The sequence below is a fragment of the Pseudoalteromonas sp. SWYJ118 genome, assembly GCF_015864505.1.
Classification (GTDB): domain Bacteria; phylum Pseudomonadota; class Gammaproteobacteria; order Enterobacterales; family Alteromonadaceae; genus Pseudoalteromonas; species Pseudoalteromonas arctica.
Genome location: NZ_JADYXC010000023.1, coordinates 12,680 through 31,675, shown reverse-complemented (window position 1 = coordinate 31,675; position 18,996 = coordinate 12,680). Strand labels below are relative to the sequence as shown.

Sequence of the window (18,996 nt, the reverse complement as noted above, 5' to 3'; positions counted from 1 at the left end):
AATCACCTAAGTGGTCAGCTTTCTAGCGTACACTTGTACTCTGAACTGCTAGCTTATAAATAACGCCAGACTATTACAAAGAAAACCCGTAAAATAATTAAAAATATATCTATAAATTTAAAAAATTATGATTAAGAACGCACATAGTCACATTAATAATTTAGGTACACCTTTGACTAATGACTCCGGTGATATTTATTTTTCTAATGACGATGGCTTAGCTCAATCGCATTATGTGTACTATGAGCAAAATAATATAGATGTACGATTACAAAATCATGACCAATCACATTTTGTTATTGCCGAAACCGGTTTTGGCACCGGTTTAAACTTTTTAAATACGTGGCAACGCTTTAAAGACCACCTTGAGCGGATGCAAGTTCAAAATGAATGTGAAAAAAGCGTAAAACGCCTACACTATATTTCGTTTGAAAAGAATCCCTTAACATTAACAGACTTAAAACAAGCATTAACCGCTTGGCCTACCTTAAGTTATTTTAGTGAGCAATTAACAGTAAACTACCCAATTAATTTAGAAGGATGCCACCGGCTCGAATTTAATAATGGCAGTGTTGTTCTCGATTTATACTTTGGTGATGCGCTTGAATCAATACAAGCAATGAGCTACCCGCAAACAGGAATTATTGATGCTTGGTATTTAAATGGGCCTGAGCCAAGTGAAAATCCTGATATGTGGCAGCAAAGTTTATTTAACTCCATGGCTGATATAACAAGAGCTAATGCAACCTTATCGACTTTTACTGCCGCTGACTTTGTTCAACGAGGATTAATAGAGGCTGGCTTTAGTACTAAAAAAGCCAAAGATTTTGATCAGAAAGAAGATATGCTTACTGGCCAACTTAAACATGTTAATAACGCTCAATCAACCCCCGCTTATTTTAATCAAGATAGCAGTACTTTAAAAAATGTAGCGGTCATTGGCGGTGGTATTGCCAGTAGCTGTATTTTATATAGCTTGGCAAAACGTCGCATAACAAGCCAATTATTCTGCCAAGATGAAAAGCCAGCTATGGGTGCATCGCACAATGTGCAAGGCGCTATTTACCCTCACCTACAAGCTAAAAACTCGCCGCACAGCGAATTGTTTGCACATAGTTTTTTATACGCCAAACGCCTATATAACAATTTACTTAGCAGCGGTTTTAATTTTGATTACGATTGGTGCGGCGTATTACAACACGCAGTAAAAAAACCTCTCGCCGATAAGCACGAAAACTTAGCACAAAAGCAACTGTGGCCAACCCAGCTAATGCATAACGTAACCGCAGAGCAAGGCGACGAAATAGCCGGAGTAACGACTGGTTATTCAGGCGTGTTTTTTGAACAAGGCGGCTGGATTAACCCGCCACAATTAGTAAACGCTATGCTAAGCGCTGCAAATAGCATAAGCCCATTTAAAAGCCTATTTAACTGCAATATAAAGCAGCTTAAAAAAACTGATAGCGGTTGGTTTTTATTAACGAATGATGAGCAGCTAGGCCCGTTTAGCGATGTAATTATTTGTGCAGGTGAGCACAGTGATGCATTTAAGCAAACAAAAGCGCTACCTATAGTGGGCGTACGCGGTCAGGTTTCACATATTGAGGCAAGTGAGCAATCACGCAAACTTAAAACAGTGCTATGCCATAAAGGGTATTTTACGCCGGCTTATTTAGATCATCACTGCATGGGTGCCACATTTGAAAAAAACACTAAAAGCCGCCAAGTTACAGCGCTCGACAACCAATTAAACCAAGAGCAACTACTTAGCTTTTACCAACAAAGTGAATTTGCCTCTACCCTTGGCAATATAACCTCGGCAAAAGCGGCTGTTCGCTGCACATTTATAGATCACCTACCAATGGCAGGGCAATGGTGCGAGCAAAGTGATTACATAATGGCCTTTGCTAATCTACGTTTAGGTAAACGCTACCAATATGAGCAACTTAATAAACCACAACAAGGCCTGCATATTTTTACCGGTTTTGGTGCACGCGCATTGTGTAGCGCACCGCTAAGTGCAGACCACCTCGTAAGTTGTTTAAATAACGAACCCCGCCCATTAAGCGAACGTGTAAGCCAAGCTATTCACCCTGCTCGGTTTATAGTACGAGATTTAATTCGTAATAAAATTTAAATGACATTGGTGCTTATTGAGGTAAAATAAGTACCAATAAAAGGAATTTATTACTCAAAGGACTCTAATGAAAACTTTAGCATTTTTAATAATGTTGCTATGCACTCTATCGTTTAATGCACTTAGCCAAAACGTCACTGAAATCCCACTTCCTGAAGAGTTTGTTACAACGATGGATGTAGCAAGCGAATACCCAATGGTACGTACTGGTTATTTAACCGATTCAATTTCTGATATCACTCGCTTTTATCAGCAAAAATTAGGTGAACCTTCAAAAACAAATGGCAATAGTACATATCGCACTTTGTTTTATAATTACCAAGAACATAAAGTCCGTATTAGTCTATACCGCCGTAGTTATGTGACCGAAATGAGTATAATGGTTGAATAAAAAGTTCTAAAAAACACGCCAAAAGCAGCTAATTTTAATGCTCAGTTAAGTATTGAATTTTAATTAAAGTATTTTTTGAAATTAGCTCATTTAAACTCTTTTTTACCCTTTAAAAATAATCCCCTACCCCAAGGTCTGTTTGTAAGCACATTACTTTTACTATTTATTGGAAGGAGTTAATTATGAGTAAGACCCTAATTATTGGCGCAAGCGGACAAATAGGTAAAATGACAACTGAGCTACTTTTAGAAAATGAGCAAAATGTTGTGGCATTAGTGCGTGACAAAAATAAGTTAAGCGATTTAAACAGCTCTTTTTTAACTATTGTTGAGCAAGATCTTGAAGGCGATTTTGGTGATGCAATGAAAGGCTGTGACCAAGTGATTTTTGCTGCTGGTTCTGGTGGAAGTACAGGCGATGATAAAACTGTACTCATTGATTTATGGGCTGCAACAAAAGCAGCTACATTCGCTAAAGAGCACGGCGTTAATCACTTTATTATGGTCAGTTCAATTGGTGCTGACGATCCAGATTCGATTCAAGGTGATTTAAAACCTTACTTAGTTGCTAAGCACATGGCTGACGAGCACCTAATAAATAGTGGTTTAAATTATACCATTGTTCGCCCTGGTACATTGACTGACGATAGTGCTTCAATGCAAGTAACGACGCAGCAACCAAGTGATCGTTCAGAAGCTAAAATTAGCCGCGAAAACGTAGCTAATGCATTATTACATATTGCGACCAACTCATTTATTAGTAACCGCATTTTTAAGTTGTTTGATGGCGACAAGCCAATTAAAGCCGCTGTTAAATAAGCTTTAATACCAATTTAATTAAACGTATGAACAATTATTACAAAGAATATGTAATTCATCGATAAGGCAAAAAATTACAGTATAGTCGCTCTATATCAGTAACTTTTTGGCGCAATGAATTATTTAATCCTCTTAAATAATTTATGTTTAATAAAATTAAATTTACTCCACTAAGCAAATTAGTGGAGTAATATTTTTATACCTTGCCAACCAAGTTGTAGCGTTAATAACGTTAAAACTATCCTAAAAATATGCTTAAATTTATCCCCAGACATCCTTTTAAGTAATTTAATTCCGAACCAAGTTCCTACAGCGCCACTTATTACCATGGCAATTACAAGCGGTATCCATTGCCAAAAACTAAAGCCAACAGCGCCATAAATTATCGCTTTTAATAAATGCTGCACACTCATAATGCTCGAAAACGTTGCCGTAAATTTTAACTTTTCGTAATTATTTATATATAAACAGCTACCAACAAGTGGACCGCTTGCCCCCACAAACATAGAAATAAAAGTAGTTATTCCACCGGCGACCATACGCCACACCTTAGAGGTTAATTTTATAGGTGGCGTTTTACCCCACAGTAAATAAATAACAAAAATAGCGACCACTAACTTCATAGCATCAAGCGATATATCATCAATAACAAAACTTGATAACCCCGCCCCTACTAAGCCGCCTAACGCAAAATATACAAACATGCTTTTATCAATATGCTTAAAACTGAGTAAAAACCTATTTGCATTAGAGCCAAGCTGTACTAAACCATGCACAGGCACAACAACTGCCATTGGCATAAATGACGCCATAACAACAAGCAGCATTAATCCGCCACCAGCACCAAATGCAGCAGATATAAAAGAAGTAAAGCCAGCGGTGATCATTAACAATAAAAACAAAAATAAAGACATGCTGTCGGGAAATAAAAAGTCCATAAAACTCCACTGCCTATTTAAGTACTTTTAAGTCGCAGTATTTTAAACAATAAAAGGTACTAAACGCATTTATAGCAACTTTATCAGCTTCTATCTCGAGCTATGTACTATGTTGCGTTGTTTTTGCACTTTGTTTGCACATTTAACAAATATTATACATTCAACTTCATTACCGGATATTTTTGATGAGAAGATTTAACACACCAATTTTGACACCGCTTGCAGTGTGTATACTTTCACTGGGTTTAGCTGCCTGTAACGGTAGCGATGCTGAAAGTACAGTTGTAACTGAAACAACCACCGATGAGGGAACTACAACAGATACTTCAACCGATTTTGTTGTAGAAGTCGACCCTTTTAACTTTGAAAGCGATGCGCTCATTTCATCAATTACCACTCAAACATGTACGCTAAGTAATGGTGATGAAGCCTCATGCTACAAAATTGATATTGCAGGTGCGCCTTCAAATTACGAGATTGGTGTATTTTGCCCTCAAAATATCACCTCAACAGCAGACGAAGCCGGTATTTGGTTTGATGGCACCGGTGAGGTTTACGATATAACCGGAGACTTTATTTTAAATCTACCTACATTATATAACGATAGTCATTGGCAGCTATACGACGAAGGTACAGGCCTTGTAAATGTAACCGACACACAAGAATCGTGTGATGGAGCTGCGCGTCCAAACGTAGAAGAACAATACCAAAACCACTGCGTAGAATGCTCTATTGATTATGTTGATGGCGGTATATCAGAATCATTTTTAATTCCAATAACGCCTGTTGCAACCACTCAAAATAGCAGTATTGGTAACGCCAATGTAGGTGTTGCTCTCAATGGTGTTGTACTTGCTGCACCCGCGCCTGTTGAGGCTATTTTAGGCGCATACACTATTGCAGCCTTTGATGATTGCGCTGGCCATATTAACTTAGTAGCAGGTTATCACTACCACGGTGAAGCAGGTTGTAGCCAAACACAAATTCAATCAGACGGTCACGCCGCCATGATGGGTTACGCACTTGATGGCTTTGGTATATTTGGCATGCTCAACGAAGATGGGATAGAACCCACTGATTTAGACGAGTGCAGAGGCCACACCGACGATATACGCGGTTTCCACTACCATGCAGCCGATGTATCTGAAAACATGTTTATTGGTTGTTTTAAAGGTGCTACCGCCAGGTAACTCGTATTCTGGACAAATAATTAAGTGGGAAAAAATGAAAATATCTAACGTAATAAACGCTCTAATAGCTAGCTTTTTACTTGCTACCTCATACTCAGTGCTAAGTCATGCGGGCCATGGTTCAAGCGCGCCTTGGGAAGCATGTGAAGAAAAAGCCATTAATGAAGATTGCAGCTACACAAGCCATGATAAAAAAGCGACAGGAACATGCCAAGCAATGAACAAAGTACTTATGTGTGTGCGAAATAAACCACTTGAAACATTAATAAACAAAGCAACCCAACCAGTAAGTGAGCAAAAGCAAAAGCAAAAGCAATCAGTCAAATCACTCGCTAACCTATAAAGTAAAATAACAGCTACACGCCAAAGCCTTAACGCTGTTTGTTAGGGCTTTTTTAATCGCAAATCATTAGAAAGCATACCCTTTATCTGTTAAGTTAGCTTGGTGTATTAAATAATAAAAATAAAATTCCAAAAATGGAATTACACAAGCAAGGTACTAACGTGAGCGCTACATTTAAAATTGTTTTTAATGGTCAGTTATATCAAAATACTGACCTTACCTCTGCCCAAGAACAACTCAGCCAACTTCTTAATATTCCTCATAATATTGTTATTCAGTTATTTGATGGAAAAGCTTACGCTTTAAAAAAAGACTTATCGAGTATTGATGCTGTTAAAACAGAATCCTCACTTAAAAAGCTAGGTTTGATTACTAAAGTAGAACCTCAACTCATTACTGTAATCTCTCAATCTCAAAATAATCAAATAGCACTCACTGAGCACAGTAAAAATACAGATAAACACATTAGTGAAAGTACTAACGACAAAAGTATCTCAATACAAAATGAACGCCTAGATACAGACGAAGCCCCAAATACAGCTGCAGCTATTAAGCAAAGTTATAATAAATATAAACTACTGCGTAACACTTTAAAAAGCGCATTGTACTTTTGCTATTGCGCACTTTGTATTATTACCTTAGTAGGCATAGTGATCAGTGTTAATGCACTTAAAAACAACTTTGGCACTCTAAATAATGGAACTACAAATAACACAACTACAAACAACTTAAGTTACCAAAACTATAAACAATATTTGATTGATCAAAATAGCCTAAATCAACCGGTACAAAAAGCAACAAACGAGCGAACAGCTAACCCTACACAGCGAAAAAGTAATGAATACTTTAGTCGCTTTTCATCGCTAATAAATAGCTACGCGCAAAGTACAGGACAAGCTGATATAAAAACGATGGGTGGTGATAAATTACAACAGCACCTGCAAGAAATAGACGACCTAGGCCCTAAAAATGAATTTTGGCAGCAACTGATACAACTTTCAAAAAGCTTAGATAACGATAAGCACGCAATAGGGATGCTCAACAATAGTGACCCCGCCAAAGTACAGTGGATAAACGCGGTAGATTGGATCAGCCAAAGCTATATTAGGCAACAGCAAAACTCGCAAACTACAAACAACTCTACTGTCACGACCTACGAGCCGAGTAACCCTATACTTAATCTAACGTTGTTAATAAGTATGCTGTCATTATTTAGCCTGCTTGTGATTGCAATAAAAATGAAGCTACGCGCAATTAAAAATACTTAAACTTTATTTTTACTTTATAAATTCCATAAAAAAACCCGCAAATTTGGATTAACAAATTTGCGGGTTTCTTATGGTTTTCGAATAACGAGTTCAAAAACCTTTATTGGTGGGCTTAGATATTTGAACCCCAGCCCGAAAAGCCTCGATTATTACAGGCAACCAATAAAAACAACAACTTACTTGATAATCAAGATGTTAATTACTTATAGTACCTAATACAGTCTTGTCTAATCTATTGTATTTGGGCATTATGTGGACATAGTTAAAGTTTGACATTCGATTAAATATTGAACTCATAATTATTATTTGACAATAAACTAAATATCAAAGGAGTTGAAATGAGTATAACTTTATTCACTACTGAAAATTTACCTGAAGGTTGTATTGTAAAAGAAACTTTTGGGATGATTCAAGTCACTGGCACTGTTGAGGTATCTAATAAAGGAATAATCCGTGGTATGTTGCAACGTAATAAAAACGAATATCAGGAGGTTATAGATTCCTTCGTTGATAGCGCACCAGCTGAAGCTAACGCTATTTTAGGTGTTCAAATTGCGACATCATCACAACAATTCAGCAATGGTACTTTTTTATACGTTACTTATATTGGCACTCCGGCAATTATTGAAGAAACATAAGTCATTTTTCCTGATGTACTACCCATCGGATTTTCGATAACGATTATTATTTTTACCATTTGTTAAAATTATAGGGAGTTAATTTGGTATCTACATTTTTAAATAATCTGTCAATAATTGAAACGTCATTATTATCGTTTGAGCTAGATGATTTAGACAACGCTGAAGAAACAAGAGCTAATTTATTTGCATTAATTAAAGTTACATCTAAATTTGACGAGTATCTGGATCAAATAAACATTGTAAGATTTAAACCAACTGATGTTTTCTATAACAAAGGTCATCATGCATACAAAGATCACTTTAACGCGGCTAAAAACAAATTGCTTATCGTTATTAAGAGTATCCGAAGGGAAGTGAACTATGGTGCTTTAGATTTGGTACCACTATCAAAGCCTGAGACTATATCACTACCTTGGCTATGGGAGAATACATCGGTAGTTTATTTATGGAAAATAGGCTGCACTTTATTAGCGACTCATGTATTTATGTTTGGTCTTGGGGTTTTGCTTAACTAATTCTTGGACCTAACTTTATAGCATCTTCTAAATGGCTTGGTGCAAAGTGCGCGTAAACCATGGTTTGCCAATCTTTGCATGACCAAGTATCTGCTGTAATACCAAAATATTACCTCCGTTCATCATAAAATGACTTGCGAAAGTATGCCTTAGAACATGGCTACACTGCCCTTTTGGCAAGTTAATATCTGTTTTATTTACTGCATCGTAAAACGCTGAAATAACGGCTAAAGCTTAGTTGCTACAAACGTTAAACGATCATTAATAATTAAATTATAAGCATAAAAAAACCCGCAAATTTGGATTAACAAATTTGCGGGTTTCTTATGGTTTTCGAATAACGAGTTCAAAAACCTTTATTGGTGGAGCTGGGGGGATTTGAACCCCCGTCCGAAAAGCCTCGACCGTCGGTACTACATGTTTAGTATTGTCATTTAATTAACCTTTAAGTCCCGGACAAACACGGTAAATAAAGGCGAGGCCGCTTAGTTTTAGCGCTTCAACCCCGGCCAGGGTTTCCGTCGCGATCAGGTGTTAGGGTGACACTCCAAAATCCAGTCCACAAGAATACATGGAAGGAGCGCTAGCCAGCCTAAGCTGCTAGAGAGTAGTTATCGTCGTTTGCGATTACTTTAGGTTGCGGCTGTTTAACGAGGCAAACCGCACCTCGACATGCACCTTGGGCTTCTTGAATTCCGTCGAATCCTAATCAGCCCCTGAATTAGTAACTCAATTCAGAGCGTGCAAGCAGTATAACTGAGTAAAGTACTGATACTCAAGGCCTAGTAACGCTTTATTTTAATTACACGCACTAATCGGACGTTAAATAAGCAAAATTTAGTTTATGCAAGGCTCTATAAACATTTGCTTAACAATATGTTTAACCTGTGTTCAAATGAGGAGTTAAGGTTTTTGTCATTTCTAAACCTTTAGTTGTAAAAAAATAAAAATAATAACAGGCATAATGTAAGGAATTTATAAATGTCGGTTTTTTCATTTGATCAAAGTACAGGGTTTGTCTCTTTAGAAAGTCACCCTATTGATAGTGGTTTTCCTGTTACAAGTACTCAGTTAACGCAAATGCTAGAGCAATCTGAGTTTAGTGAGTACGAAGCTGTCATTGCCAATATTGGAAAGCTTTTTGCGCCAACTAAAAATTATCAGGAAGTATCGCTTGTCGTTGCTAGAGCTGTAGATGCGTCGCTTGTCATTAATATTGATGAAAAAAACATGGTCGCAGAAGCAACATTAACTACCGCTAAAGGTGGCGCACTTTTGTCTATGGAAGGCGCGCAAAAAGCACTTGCTGATGCAGGTGTTAAAAAAGGAATAAGTCCTCGTGCGCTTGATACCTTTTTAGGCCAGCAGTTTGAGCAACCAGCAGGAAGCTCTTACAGTGCCATAATTGCACATGGGCGCAATCCAAAAGAAGGCAGCGATGCTAAATTTGTGCGTTTATGCTCAACAGCTCAAGACCGAGTACTCAGCCCACAAGCTAAAGAAGGCGGTAAGGTTGATATGAAAAACCTTGGCGCTATTATCACCGTAAAACCTGGCACTCCCTTAATGCAGCGTATTGCAGCTACACCTGGAGAAGAAGGCTATACGGTATTTGGCGATTCAATTAGTGCAAAACCAGGTAAAGATCACCAACTCCAGCCTTTCGAAGGTACAAAAGTAGATCCTAATAATCCTAATATGCTTATTGCCGACTGCAAAGGTGTGCCCGTTGCCCTACCCCGTGGTATGCGTGTAGATGACGTTTTATGCTTTGATAACGTAGATGTAAGTACAGGCCATGTTGATTTTGATGGTAGCGTAATTATTACTGGCGATATTAAAGACGGCATGCGTGTAAAAGCCAATGGTGATATTACGGTACTTGGTTTTGTAGAATCAGGAACTGTTGAAAGTAAAAGTGCGGTAACCATTATGCTTGGCGCAATTGGCCGAAAACGTGAAGGCGAGGAAGCATTTACGTGCTGTATAACCGCTCAGCGAACTATTTCGATTGGTTATGCCCAGTACTGCAACATTAAATCCGAACAAGATTTATTTATTGAACGCCAAACTCTGCATTGTGATTTGAGTGCTAGGCGATTAATACGTGTAGGCAAAGCAAATGACCCGCGAGGTAAAATTATTGGCGGTAATATTTTAGATGCTATGCGCATTGAAACAGGTGAACTAGGCGCGCCAGCCGGTACTAAAACGCGCGTATTTTTAGCACAGCTCTGGTTTGAGCTTCGCCAAAAGCAAACACAAATAACCGATTTTGAAAAAGTACTTGCAACCAAAGTAGCGGCTTTACAACAAGCTCGTGAAAAAGCGAGTAAAATTGCGGGGGCAGCTCAGCGCCAGCAATTCATGAATAAGATAACTGAAAATGAACAACATATAAAAATACGCTCTGCCCATATTAATCGTCAAAAACTACTTATTAAGCAAAAAATAACGCAATTACTTGCCAGTAGCCGTTTAAAAGTAAACGAATTAATGCACCCTGGTGTGGAGCTTAAAATAGCGAAAGATTCTAAACAATTTTCGCGTATTTACCCGCCCCACCTAGTTAAGCTAACTGAGGGTAAAATTACTCAGACGTTTTAGCGTCTTCGTCATTTTTTGTTTCAGTTTCAGTTTCAGTTTCAGCGTCGCAATCATCTAGCGGCGCTAATGGCCAACCACCTAATTGCTGCCAGCGGTTTACTATTAAACAATAAAGCTCAGCTGTACGTTCTGTGTCGTAAAGCGCTGAATGCGCTTGGCTGTTATCAAACTCGATACCAGCCGCTCTACATGCTTTTGCTAATACAGTTTGCCCTAACGCTAAACCTGCTAAAGACGTTGTATCGAAGCTTACAAACGGGTGAAATGGCGTACGCTTAATGTTATTACGCTCTATTGCTGCATTTAAAAAGCCATGATCGAATGCGGCATTATGCGCCACAATAACTGAGCGTTGGCACCCAGCAGCCTTTTGCGCTTTGCGTACTACTTTACATATTTCTTTAATTACTTCATCTTCAGGTACTGCGCCACGTAATGGTGAAAACGGGTCTATACCATTAAAGTCGATGGCGGCTTGTTCTATATTAGCGCCTTCGAATGGCTGAACATGAAAATGAACAGTATGATCTATGCTGAGCAATCCTTCGTCATCCATTTTTAAAACAGAGGCTGCTATTTCTAGTAAGGCGTCTGTTTCTTTGTTAAAACCTGCAGTTTCAACATCAATAACAACAGGAAAAAATCCACGAAAGCGTTTTGCGAAAGGTGTTTGCTCAGTATTTGCCATAGTCTTCTTTGTTTATACGTGTAAGCTGACTATTATGTCAAAATTGATGCCCCCTAGGCTAGGGGATTTAAGTATTTATTGCTTTAAAATTGTAGGCACATAACTTGCTTTAACTTATAAGTTAGTTACGTAGAGAATAAACTAATCATTGCAGTCGTTAATTTGCCAAATTATTGGCATTCCCGGATAGCTGGAGAGCACCATGAAGTATAAGTTGTTATTTATTAGCCTTAGTATAAGTGCGGTGCTTTACAGTACTCACTCGCAAGCTGCTATGCGCCAATACACAGCAACCCAAGACAACTCCAACTGGGAAGTCGTTAAAACAACGCGCTTACAATGCCAATTAAATCATGAAGTTCCTTATTACGGCGAAGCTATTTTTAAAGCTTCAGCAAGTAAAAATAAAAACTTAACATTTAATTTAGATATGGTTGTACGCCCAGATAACTACGCAATTGCAGGTTTAAAAGCAGTGCCACCTACATGGCGTGCAGGATTGCCCGCTCGCGATATTGCAAACATGAAATTACTTAAAAAGTTTGATGGCGAGCTAGGCAATAAAACCGCATGGGAAATGCTTACCGAGCTTGAAAAAGGCTACTACCCTACTTTTTATTATCAAGACTGGCAAAACAGTGCCGATAAAATTGCCGTTGGTATATCGAGCGTAAACTTTAAACAAGCTTACTGGGCTTTTTTACAATGCCGTGATGAGCTACTCCCGTACAGCTTTGAAGATATTTCGTTTACTGTAATGAACTATCAATCAAACAGCAGTAAATTAACTAAATCGTCGCAACAACGTCTTGATAAAATTGCTGAGTATTTAAAAAATGATGCAAGCATAGAGTCCATTAGTATTGACTCATACACTGATAGCTATGGCGGACGCTGGAATAACTTAGATTTATCGCGCAAGCGCGCCAAAACTATAAAAGATTACATGGTGAGCTTGGGTGTTGATGAAGCCAAAGTACAAACAACCGGTTTAGGTGAAAAACGTTTTGTTGATAATAACGATAATATTTTAAGCCGAGACAAAAACCGTCGTTTGATTATTCAAATAGAAAAAATGTAGTAAAGCTAATTTGTGTTTACTTTTTTTCGCTTTAAAAATTTATCACCAAATTGAAAAAAGCCCAGACTAATTAAAATAATAACCGCACCAATTATTAACTCTTGGCTTAGTGACTCATTGTTTAGCCAAGCTCCCAAACCTAGCGCAAAGCTAGGAGTTATAAGAGTAGTAAGTGATACCGTACTCGCATTTAGGTTTTGCAGTACATGAAAATACGCCAAAGCCCCTACTAAAGATCCAAATATTCCTAGATAACCAATAGCCCACAATGATTTTGCACTCCAGTTTTGTATATGCAATTCACCGTCTAATAACCACCACGCAATAAAAAAGAGTGGAGTTACAAAAACTAAGGCACCAAATGTTGTTGCCATTGGATGAATCGCAATTTTTACGCGCTTGATCATCACACCACTTAAACTAAAAAAGCAGACCGCCATAAACACATAAAGTAACCCAAGCCCTTGAGTTTGCGAGTTTTGTACTTGGTTATAACTAACAAAATATAAGCCAATTAAGGCGCACGCTAACGCAACTAATTTAATCGGGCTAAATTTAGGCTCATTTAATAGCTGTTGAGCAAGCAATCCCGACAAAATAGGTGCAAGGCCAAACATAAGCGAAATAATACCCGAAGGGACTGTTTTAGCTGCCATATAGCTTAGTAACATGCCACCAAAAATACCTATACTCGAATAAAAGTAAAGTAGGCATGCGTTTTTACTCCAAGGCACTCTAATGTTTGTTATGGCAACAATTAAACCACCTAAAAACAACCCCACCAGCATACGCATTAATACAGCAAGCGTTGGCGATACTGTTTCACTGCTCCACACAATCCCTAGAGGTGTAGTAGACCAAATGAGAACCATAAAAAAATACGATGCTTTTACCGGCACATGCCAATCCTTAGCGTTTTATAACGCAATCCAACGTACATAAAATTATACCCTCACCACCCTATTTTAATACTTTTAAATGCATACAAGTCCTTAATAAATACAGTTGTAAATTGTAAGTTACATTTTAATAATGCTCTTTTATTACAAAACTATTTGAGATTTGAGTAACTAGTTATATGGTGCATCAATATTAATAATAATTAAGGTAATTAAGTGCTTAAAAATAAAACAACTGGAAGCATGTTAATTGTTGCAGGCACCACTATTGGTGCGGGTATGTTGGCATTGCCAATTGCATCTGCCGGGCTTGGGTTTAGTACTGCACTTGCATTAATAATTGCTAGCTGGTTACTAATGACCTACACCGCACTACTCATGTTAGAGCTACACCAATATGCACCACGCGATGCAACATTAAATACATTGGCTAAATTATGGCTTGGAAAGCGCGGACAATACATCGCGAATTTTTCGATGATTTTTTTATTTTATGCTTTATGCGCTGCTTATATTGCAGGTGGTGGTGCACAACTTCAAGCGCGTATAAATATAGGCTTTGATGTAGATATAGCCCCACAGTTTGGCTCTGTGATCCTCGCTGTTATTATTGCAAGTGTGGTAACACTAGGCACTAGCAAGGTAGATAAACTAAATAGAGTGTTATTTACAATAAAAATTATTGTATTAGCTAGTTTGTTTTACATGCTTACCCCTTATGTACAAGGTAAGCACTTATTAGAGATGCCCGTAGAGCAAGGATTAATCCTTTCGGCTATACCGGTTATATTTACTTCGTTTGGTTTTCATGGCTCTATCCCTTCTATTGTTAAATATGTTGGTGTAGAAATAAAAGTACTGCGCAAAGTAATGATTGCTGGAGCCGCCCTACCTTTAGTTATTTATATTTTTTGGCAACTACTTAGCCAAGGTATTATGAGTCAAACTGATTTACTCAACAGCGAAGGTCTTAATGGGTTTGTATCTAGCGTGGCTAGTATTGCGCATAACCCAAGTGTGGCAACGGCCGTTAAGTTATTTGCTGATTTAGCACTTGCGACATCATTTTTAGGGGTGAGCTTAGGGTTATTTGATTTTTTTGCTGATGCATTTAAAAAGGGTGACAATAAAACAGACCGAATTAAAACGGCTTTAATTACGTTTATTCCGCCACTTGGCTTTGCATTGTTTTATCCTCAGGGCTTTATTATGGCCTTAGGTTACGCAGCAATAGCACTTGTTGTACTGGCAATATTTTTGCCTGTAGCAATGGTTTATAAACAGCGTACAACATCAAATAAAACAGGTTACCAAGTTAAAAGTGGGAATGTTGGGCTTGGTATAGCAGCTATATGTGGCATCACTATTATTGCTGCGCAGTTTATGCAAATGGCGGGGCTTATTCCTGCTATCGGTTAAAGGTTGCTGCTGATTGTTTAAATTTAGATAATAAAAAACCGCACATCATTACTAATGATGTGCGGTTTTTTTATTAACTGCGTTTATTTACAAACGTCAGCTACAGCATTTGAAAAGTATTCAATATTTGAATGACTAACACCTGCAACATTTACGCGGCTAGAGCCAACAATGTAAATGCCGTACTCTTTTTGTAGGCGAGCAATTTGCTCTTTATTAATACCTAAGAAAGAAAACATACCGTTTTGGCGCTCAATAAATGAGAAGTCTTGTGCAATATCTTTCGTTGCTAAGCTTTCTTTAATTAAGCTACGTAAGCCATTTATGCGGCTACGCATTTCATCAAGCTCAGAGTGCCATAATTGTGTAAGCTCAGTACTGCTTAAAATAGTATTAACAATATCGGCACCATGCGCTGGCGGCATAGAATAAATACTACGCACAACGCTTAGCATTACAGAGTTTGAAATATCTGCTGTTGCGCTGTCTTTTGCAATTAGTGAGCATGCACCAATACGCTCGCGGTATAAGCCAAAGTTTTTAGAACATGAAGAACAAATAATTAGCTCTTCTACTGCATCGGCTAAAATACGTAAGCCGCGTGCATCTTCTTCAAGCGAAGCACCAAAACCTTGGTACGCAATATCAACAAGTGGTGTAAAGCCCACTTCTTTTGCAAGTTCAGCAACCGTGTTCCACTGTGTTTCGTTTAAATCCATACCGCTTGGGTTATGACAACATGCATGTAGTAAAACCACATCGCCTTTAGGCACTTGTTTAAGTGTGTTGATCATTTCATCAAACAGTAAATCTTTATTTTCGTAATCGTAATATGGGTATTCTTTTACTGTTAAGCCTGCAGCTTCAAACAAGCTAATGTGGTTAGCCCATGTTGGGTTAGTTACCCAAACAGTCGCGTCTGTATTACAACGCTTAATAAATTCAGCTGCAACACGAAGTGCACCCGTACCACCTGGAGCTTGCGCAGTACGTACGCGATTTGCTAGCAATGCTTGATGTTCGCCTAGTAATAACTGCTCCATTTTTTGGCAGTAATCTAAATTACCCGCTAAACCAATGTAAGATTTGCTCATTTCGTTTTCAAGACGAAACGCTTCAGCTTTTTTAACCGCTTTAAGAACCGGTGTATTGCCTTGCTCATCTTTGTAGACACCTACACCTAAATCAATTTTATTAGGGTTTGTATCTTGTTTATAGGCCGCCATAAGGCCAAGAATAGGATCTGTTGGTAATGGTTTTAATACTGAGAACATTGGCTATCTCTTATCGTTATTTAGGGGTTAGCTGTTAAGCTAAGCTTAACATAAAAGCACATCATATTGACTAGCGTTATTTACACTAGAAAGTGAGGAATTTTAATACAACATGCAATTAAAACGGCAAGCGTCTTTTCATCAAAAAAATCATTTTTAAAGGCTTCTGCATCTACAATACCAACGCATTCATTTTGTGCATTAAATAAAGGTAGGCAGGTTTCTGATTTAACTTTAGGATCGCATGTGTAGTATTCACCACCTTGTGATAAATACGCCTCAACGTTATTAATAATGCGGCCCTTGTGAGATAGCGCAACCTGTACATTGTTACTGCCAGCTGCAAATGCTTGCGTTAAAGGAAACAACGGACGACTAGGCGCACCATGATAAGCCAATTTTAATAGTTGATCACCTTCAGGGGTATTAGTTGATTGATAAATACCATACCAATCAACGCCCGTTTGCTGCTCAATGTAGCTTACAATACTTTGTAAATTAGCTAACTTAAGTTGTGTTTGCTCATCACCTTTAAGATAGTCAGTTAATTTGAATGGCTCATCTTGTAAGTAACCAAATAAACTACACGCTCCGCCCTCGCCAAGCTCAGGTATTTGATACTCCCAACGCACATCAGGTAAAGTTGAGTTTGTAAGATGCAGATCAAGCTTTTCAAGCTCTGTTGCAATCAAAGTAGGATTAGCACTTAATTGTGCTTGTTTTAGGTAAGAAGAAATCATTTGGCCATCCATACATCTAAAGTTTCGAGAATAATAGCATGGATATTTTTACAGAGCTAGCTCAACTTGTAGCACATTTCAACTTGGTTACCACTGGCGTTATAAGTAACTTTTTCGGCTATTTCTTCTAATAAAGACACGCCTCTGCCAAATTCATTATTAACCTTTGACAACTCATCTTGCTTACTACTAAACCCTCGGCCTGAATCACAAATAATAAAATATAAACTGAGTGTGTCGGGGCAATAGCGCATATCAATAATAATCATGGCATCGGTAAGTTTAGCCAGAGCTGCTTCTCTTAATTCGTAATATCGAAAAAAACCATCTTCTTGTTTTTTAATTTCGGAGTTAAGCCCTAATACACCATGATCAAGCGCGTTATTATAAGCCTCAGACAACAGTAAAAATATATTAGAACGATGGGCATTTAATCCCTCAACACTGCTCAAAATATTAACGACGTCGTAAACGGGGTCTGTTTTTTTTATTTGTTCTGAGTTTAAACTCAAAGATAAATTAAAAGCTAAAGTAGAAAATGCTTCTCGCTCTTGCTCCTCAGGAACTAAAGGCAGGCAGTTTAGTAAAACAATGCTTAAATCGTCTTGTTGTTTAGTACCATCTGCAAACTCAGTAACGTTAGCAACTATATCTTCACTACTAATCATCGACTTACTTTTTAAGGTTTGTAAAAAACGCTCTTCCCCAAAAAATATATCTTCTTTGTTTGCTGTTTCTATAATTCCGTCGGTCGCTAATACAAGGCGGGTATTACTATTTGTTTCAAAATGAATAACTTCATATTCAAATTCTTGTTCATCTAAAATCCCCAGCGCCATATGCTGTGATTCTAATGTTTGTTTTACATTACCGTCTTTATCTATTAGGTAGGCATCGGGTAAGCCGCCCATCCATGCTGAAACACTTTTACCTGATGCGCTAAGCTCTATAATGGTTGCAGCACAAAACATATGCCCAGGTAGTAGGTTGTACAGTAGTGTATTTAGCTCACAGGCAATATCGTTAACCGCCATGCCTTTTTGTACCATAGTATAAAAAACACGAGAAGTTGGTAATGCACCAATAGCTGCTGCAAGGCCATGGCCCGTAAAATCTCCCAACATGCAATACAAATTACCGATTGGGCTTTGCGCTACTAAAAACATATCGCCGTTAAACATAGAGGCCGGTGATAAATTAAAATCTAAATACTCTTTAAACTTACCTTGGTTTTCTAATGAGTTATTAAAAATATGCTCAATTATTTCGTGTTCACGTTCAATTTGATTATGATGATATTCAAGCAATTTCTTTTGTTGGTTTGCTTTTTTACTCAGCTCTCTGGTGCGAATATGTGCTTTAATTTTTGCATGCAGAATAACTTTTTCAAATGGTTTATGAATAAAGTCATCGCCACCCACTTCGAGGCAGCGCTCAAAACTTGCTTGATCTTCTAAGGAGGTTATAAAAATAATCGGTAAGTAAACTTCACTATACTGCTGCTTTATTTTTTCAGCAGCTTCAAAACCATCCATTACAGGCATTAAAACATCAAGTAAAACAACGTCTATTTGCTCTCTTTTAAGTACATTAAGTGCATCTAGCCCGTTATAAGCCACTGATATTTTATAACCCTCTTGCTCAAGCATTTTACTTAGTAAAATGCGATTGAGCGCCTGATCATCTACAATTAACACATGTATCATTAGCTAATATCAAACTTTTTATCAAAACGTGAAATTTGTAGAATTTTTCTAAGCTGTGGTTGGCAATTGCTTATTTCGATAGTTTTCACTTGGCTATCAATTGTTTTTTTCATGTTAAGTAACATGCCAAGTGCTGAGCTATCCATGTAGTCAGTCTCTCTTAAATCGATAATAACCTTTACTGTTTTTTCGCTCATTTGGGCATAAGCTTGGCGAAAAGATTGCACTAAATTAAAGTCAAATTTACCTTTGATTTGTATTGTTAATGTAGTGCCATCGACTGATTCATTCTTAGTTAAACTCATATTAAACTCCAATAATATTTCCTTTGAACTAAATAT

18 protein-coding genes, 1 other RNA gene and 1 pseudogene are annotated in these 18,996 nt (G+C 37.8%); 11 read left to right on the top strand and 9 right to left on the bottom strand.

Features of this window, described 5'->3' with window-relative positions; genetic code table 11:
• The first annotated feature begins 127 nt into the window (after positions 1-127).
• The 3 genes from mnmC to I6F48_RS17580 all read left to right on the top strand — a co-directional run bounded on the left by mnmC (position 128) and on the right by I6F48_RS17580 (position 3,346).
• Positions 128-2,137: a bifunctional tRNA (5-methylaminomethyl-2-thiouridine)(34)-methyltransferase MnmD/FAD-dependent 5-carboxymethylaminomethyl-2-thiouridine(34) oxidoreductase MnmC gene (mnmC, locus tag I6F48_RS17590; RefSeq protein ID WP_197119958.1), complete on the top strand. Its 2,010-nt coding sequence runs from the start codon at positions 128-130 to the stop codon at positions 2,135-2,137.
• A 67-nt stretch (positions 2,138-2,204) separates the two neighbouring features.
• A complete protein-coding gene (locus tag I6F48_RS17585) occupies positions 2,205-2,528 on the top strand; it encodes a hypothetical protein (protein WP_197119957.1) in 324 nt (107 codons plus the stop codon).
• Positions 2,529-2,710: 182 nt separating this feature from the next.
• Positions 2,711-3,346, top strand: a complete 636-nt coding sequence (locus I6F48_RS17580; protein WP_007581997.1) for an NAD(P)-binding oxidoreductase — start codon at positions 2,711-2,713, stop codon at positions 3,344-3,346.
• A gap of 179 nt (positions 3,347-3,525) precedes the next feature.
• On the opposite strand, the gene I6F48_RS17575 is transcribed toward I6F48_RS17580, so the two are convergent.
• Entirely contained in the window at positions 3,526-4,284 is a 759-nt protein-coding gene (locus I6F48_RS17575) for a sulfite exporter TauE/SafE family protein (RefSeq protein WP_024591657.1), read from the bottom strand.
• Between the two features lie 185 nt (positions 4,285-4,469).
• On the opposite strand from I6F48_RS17575, the gene I6F48_RS17570 reads away from it, so the two are divergent.
• The 5 genes from I6F48_RS17570 to I6F48_RS17550 all read left to right on the top strand — a co-directional run bounded on the left by I6F48_RS17570 (position 4,470) and on the right by I6F48_RS17550 (position 8,241).
• Positions 4,470-5,474, top strand: coding sequence for a YHYH protein (locus I6F48_RS17570; RefSeq protein ID WP_197119956.1), 1,005 nt, complete (start codon positions 4,470-4,472; stop codon positions 5,472-5,474).
• A gap of 34 nt (positions 5,475-5,508) precedes the next feature.
• Entirely contained in the window at positions 5,509-5,817 is a 309-nt protein-coding gene (locus I6F48_RS17565; protein ID WP_197119955.1) for a hypothetical protein, read from the top strand.
• Positions 5,818-5,978: 161 nt separating this feature from the next.
• Positions 5,979-7,085 carry a hypothetical protein gene (locus tag I6F48_RS17560; protein ID WP_331460704.1) on the top strand — a complete coding sequence of 369 codons (1,107 nt, stop codon included), beginning with the start codon at positions 5,979-5,981 and terminating at the stop codon, positions 7,083-7,085.
• A gap of 338 nt (positions 7,086-7,423) precedes the next feature.
• Positions 7,424-7,723: a hypothetical protein gene (locus I6F48_RS17555; RefSeq protein ID WP_197119953.1), complete on the top strand. Its 300-nt coding sequence runs from the start codon at positions 7,424-7,426 to the stop codon at positions 7,721-7,723.
• Between the two features lie 83 nt (positions 7,724-7,806).
• The gene (locus I6F48_RS17550) at positions 7,807-8,241 is read left to right on the top strand and encodes a hypothetical protein (RefSeq protein ID WP_197119952.1); all 435 of its coding nucleotides are present in this window, start codon (positions 7,807-7,809) and stop codon (positions 8,239-8,241) included.
• On the opposite strand, the pseudogene I6F48_RS17545 reads toward I6F48_RS17550, so the two are convergent.
• Together I6F48_RS17545 and ssrA are read right to left on the bottom strand one after the other, a co-directional pair.
• Positions 8,234-8,424, bottom strand: a pseudogene (locus tag I6F48_RS17545) (tyrosine-type recombinase/integrase); the annotation flags it as partial. The gene I6F48_RS17550 and the pseudogene I6F48_RS17545 overlap by 8 nt on opposite strands.
• Positions 8,425-8,601: 177 nt before the next feature.
• Positions 8,602-8,958, bottom strand: a transfer-messenger RNA (tmRNA) gene (gene ssrA, locus I6F48_RS17540).
• A gap of 264 nt (positions 8,959-9,222) precedes the next feature.
• Between ssrA and I6F48_RS17535 the strand changes: the two genes are divergently transcribed.
• A complete protein-coding gene (locus I6F48_RS17535) occupies positions 9,223-10,848 on the top strand; it encodes a DUF342 domain-containing protein (RefSeq protein WP_197119951.1) in 1,626 nt (541 codons plus the stop codon).
• On the opposite strand, the gene rnt is transcribed toward I6F48_RS17535, so the two are convergent.
• On the bottom strand, positions 10,832-11,536 hold the full coding sequence (gene rnt / locus I6F48_RS17530; protein WP_165729160.1) for a ribonuclease T: 705 nt from the start codon (positions 11,534-11,536) through the stop codon (positions 10,832-10,834). The two genes, I6F48_RS17535 and rnt, sit on opposite strands and share 17 nt — an antisense overlap.
• A gap of 202 nt (positions 11,537-11,738) precedes the next feature.
• On the opposite strand from rnt, the gene I6F48_RS17525 reads away from it, so the two are divergent.
• Positions 11,739-12,617, top strand: coding sequence for a flagellar protein MotY (locus I6F48_RS17525; RefSeq protein ID WP_007581990.1), 879 nt, complete (start codon positions 11,739-11,741; stop codon positions 12,615-12,617).
• Between the two features lie 5 nt (positions 12,618-12,622).
• On the opposite strand, the gene I6F48_RS17520 is transcribed toward I6F48_RS17525, so the two are convergent.
• On the bottom strand, positions 12,623-13,516 hold the full coding sequence (locus I6F48_RS17520) for a DMT family transporter (protein ID WP_197119950.1): 894 nt from the start codon (positions 13,514-13,516) through the stop codon (positions 12,623-12,625).
• 216 nt (positions 13,517-13,732) lie between these two features.
• Here I6F48_RS17520 and tyrP point away from each other — a divergent pair, with 216 nt between their 5' ends.
• A complete protein-coding gene (gene tyrP, locus I6F48_RS17515; RefSeq protein ID WP_166376787.1) occupies positions 13,733-14,935 on the top strand; it encodes a tyrosine transporter TyrP in 1,203 nt (400 codons plus the stop codon).
• Positions 14,936-15,018: 83 nt separating this feature from the next.
• On the opposite strand, the gene I6F48_RS17510 is transcribed toward tyrP, so the two are convergent.
• The 4 genes from I6F48_RS17510 to I6F48_RS17495 all read right to left on the bottom strand — a co-directional run bounded on the left by I6F48_RS17510 (position 15,019) and on the right by I6F48_RS17495 (position 18,960).
• Entirely contained in the window at positions 15,019-16,209 is a 1,191-nt protein-coding gene (locus I6F48_RS17510) for an amino acid aminotransferase (RefSeq protein WP_197119949.1), read from the bottom strand.
• Positions 16,210-16,289: 80 nt separating this feature from the next.
• Positions 16,290-16,949, bottom strand: a complete 660-nt coding sequence (locus I6F48_RS17505; protein ID WP_197119948.1) for a GAF domain-containing protein — start codon at positions 16,947-16,949, stop codon at positions 16,290-16,292.
• A 56-nt stretch (positions 16,950-17,005) separates the two neighbouring features.
• The gene (locus tag I6F48_RS17500; RefSeq protein WP_197119947.1) at positions 17,006-18,655 is read right to left on the bottom strand and encodes a SpoIIE family protein phosphatase; all 1,650 of its coding nucleotides are present in this window, start codon (positions 18,653-18,655) and stop codon (positions 17,006-17,008) included.
• Complete coding sequence (locus tag I6F48_RS17495; protein ID WP_002962948.1) at positions 18,655-18,960, bottom strand: STAS domain-containing protein; 306 nt, start codon at positions 18,958-18,960, stop codon at positions 18,655-18,657. Before I6F48_RS17495 ends, I6F48_RS17500 begins: the two co-directional genes overlap by 1 nt.
• Positions 18,961-18,996: the final 36 nt, after the last annotated feature.

What these genes read in the sequence shown, in the direction of transcription:
- I6F48_RS17495 (WP_002962948.1), bottom strand. Translation starts at nt 18,960, where the DNA reads ATGAGTTTAACTAAGAATGAATCAGTCGATGGCACTACATTAACAATA.
- I6F48_RS17510 (WP_197119949.1), bottom strand. Translation starts at nt 16,209, where the DNA reads ATGTTCTCAGTATTAAAACCATTACCAACAGATCCTATTCTTGGCCTT.
- I6F48_RS17575 (WP_024591657.1), bottom strand. Translation starts at nt 4,284, where the DNA reads ATGGACTTTTTATTTCCCGACAGCATGTCTTTATTTTTGTTTTTATTG.
- I6F48_RS17500 (WP_197119947.1), bottom strand. Translation starts at nt 18,655, where the DNA reads ATGATACATGTGTTAATTGTAGATGATCAGGCGCTCAATCGCATTTTA.
- I6F48_RS17585 (WP_197119957.1), top strand. Translation starts at nt 2,205, where the DNA reads ATGAAAACTTTAGCATTTTTAATAATGTTGCTATGCACTCTATCGTTT.
- I6F48_RS17555 (WP_197119953.1), top strand. Translation starts at nt 7,424, where the DNA reads ATGAGTATAACTTTATTCACTACTGAAAATTTACCTGAAGGTTGTATT.
- mnmC (WP_197119958.1), top strand. Translation starts at nt 128, where the DNA reads ATGATTAAGAACGCACATAGTCACATTAATAATTTAGGTACACCTTTG.
- rnt (WP_165729160.1), bottom strand. Translation starts at nt 11,536, where the DNA reads ATGGCAAATACTGAGCAAACACCTTTCGCAAAACGCTTTCGTGGATTT.
- I6F48_RS17525 (WP_007581990.1), top strand. Translation starts at nt 11,739, where the DNA reads ATGAAGTATAAGTTGTTATTTATTAGCCTTAGTATAAGTGCGGTGCTT.
- I6F48_RS17535 (WP_197119951.1), top strand. Translation starts at nt 9,223, where the DNA reads ATGTCGGTTTTTTCATTTGATCAAAGTACAGGGTTTGTCTCTTTAGAA.
- I6F48_RS17505 (WP_197119948.1), bottom strand. Translation starts at nt 16,949, where the DNA reads ATGATTTCTTCTTACCTAAAACAAGCACAATTAAGTGCTAATCCTACT.
- I6F48_RS17570 (WP_197119956.1), top strand. Translation starts at nt 4,470, where the DNA reads ATGAGAAGATTTAACACACCAATTTTGACACCGCTTGCAGTGTGTATA.
- I6F48_RS17565 (WP_197119955.1), top strand. Translation starts at nt 5,509, where the DNA reads ATGAAAATATCTAACGTAATAAACGCTCTAATAGCTAGCTTTTTACTT.
- I6F48_RS17580 (WP_007581997.1), top strand. Translation starts at nt 2,711, where the DNA reads ATGAGTAAGACCCTAATTATTGGCGCAAGCGGACAAATAGGTAAAATG.